This window comes from Streptomyces sp. NPDC058964 (genome assembly GCF_042741275.1).
Taxonomy (GTDB): domain Bacteria; phylum Actinomycetota; class Actinomycetes; order Streptomycetales; family Streptomycetaceae; genus Streptomyces.
In genome coordinates this window covers 1-1,720 of the sequence record NZ_JBHYKH010000919.1, presented here as the reverse complement: position 1 = coordinate 1,720, position 1,720 = coordinate 1, and the positions used below count along the sequence as shown (strand labels likewise).

Here is a 1,720-nt window from a genome sequence, read left to right as displayed (position 1 = left end):
ACCCCGGACATCCAGGCCCGCCTCGACGCGGTCTTCCGCGAGCAGGAGTCGGCCCAGTTCGGCCCCGGCCGCTACGCCCTGCTGTTCAAGCCCGGCACCTATCACGGACTCAACGCCCAGCTCGGCTTCTACACCTCGATCGCGGGCCTCGGCCTGTCCCCCGACGACACGACCATCAACGGGGACGTGACGGTCGACGCGGGCTGGTTCAACGGCAACGCGACGCAGAACTTCTGGCGTTCGGCGGAGAACCTGGCACTGGTCCCCGCCGACGGCACCAACCGGTGGGCGGTGGCCCAGGCGGCCCCCTTCCGCCGGATGCACGTCCGCGGCGGCCTGAACCTCTCGCCCACCGGATACGGCTGGGCCAGCGGCGGCTACATCGCCGACAGCCGGATCGACGGCCAGGTCGGACCGTACTCGCAGCAGCAGTGGTACACCCGCGACAGCGTCATCGGCAGCTGGCTCAACGGCGTGTGGAACATGGTGTTCTCCGGCGTCGAGGGCGCCCCCGCGCAGAGCTTCCCGAACCCCCCGTACACCACACTCGACACCACCCCCGTCTCCCGCGAGAAGCCCTTCCTCCACATCGGCGACGGCGAGTTCCGTGTCTTCCTGCCGGAGAAGCGGACGAACGCGCGCGGGGTCACCTGGGGCAACGGGACACCGCGGGGTACGTCCCTGCCGCTGTCGCGGTTCTACGTCGCCAGGCCGGGCGTCAGCGCCGCCACACTCAACCAGGCGCTCGCCCAGGGACTCCACCTGCTGCTGACCCCGGGCATCTACCACGTGGACCGGCCGATCCAGGTCAACCGTGCGGGGACCGTGGTCCTCGGTCTGGGGTACGCGACCATCGTGCCCGACAACGGCGCCACCGCCCTGAGGGTGGCCGACGTGGACGGTGTACGGCTGGCCGGCTTCCTGATCGACGCCGGCCCGGTCAACTCCCCGACCCTGCTGGAGGTCGGGCCCGCCGGTGCGTCCCGGGACCACTCCGCCAACCCGACCACCGTGCAGGACGTGTTCGTCCGCATCGGCGGCGCGGGCGCGGGCCGGGCCACCACCAGCATGGTGATCAACAGCCGGCACACGATCGTCGACCACACCTGGGTGTGGCGCGCCGACCACGGCACCGGCGTGGGCTGGGAGACCAACCGGGCCGACTACGGCGTCGTCGTCAACGGCCACGACGTGCTGGCGACCGGCCTGTTCGTCGAGCACTTCAACAAGTACGACGTCCAGTGGTACGGCCAGCGGGGCCGCACCATCTTCTTCCAGAACGAGAAGGCCTACGACGCCCCGGACCAGGCCGCGATCCAGAACGGATCGGTCAAGGGCTACGCCGCCTACAAGGTCGGCAACGGCGTCACCACGCACGAGGGGTGGGGCCTGGGCAGCTACTGCTACTACAACGTCGACCCCGCCATCGTGCAGCACAGCGGCTTCGCCGCGCCGAACCGGCCGGGGGTGCGGTTCCACGACCTGCTGGTCGTCTCCCTCGGCGGGAACGGGCAGTACGAGCACGTGATCAACGGGACCGGCTCGCCGACGTCGGGAACGTCGACGGTGCCGTCCACCGTGGTGTCGTACCCCTGACGACGCGTCGCGGTAGGGCCGCGGGGGGGGCAGTAATAGCCGCCGCCCGTACGGCGGGGCCCTACCCCTACGGGGCCCCGGGCGCCGCGGGTGGGGGGGCGTATACGGCGGGCACTGTGGGTTT

1 protein-coding gene is annotated in these 1,720 nt (G+C 70.9%); it reads left to right on the top strand.

All coding sequences use genetic code 11. From position 1 onward, the window contains the following. The coding region (locus tag ACFW2E_RS46395; protein WP_384478079.1) for a coagulation factor 5/8 type domain-containing protein at nt 1–1,596 on the top strand (1,596 nt) is incomplete at its 5' end. Nucleotides 1,597–1,720 lie beyond the last annotated feature (124 nt).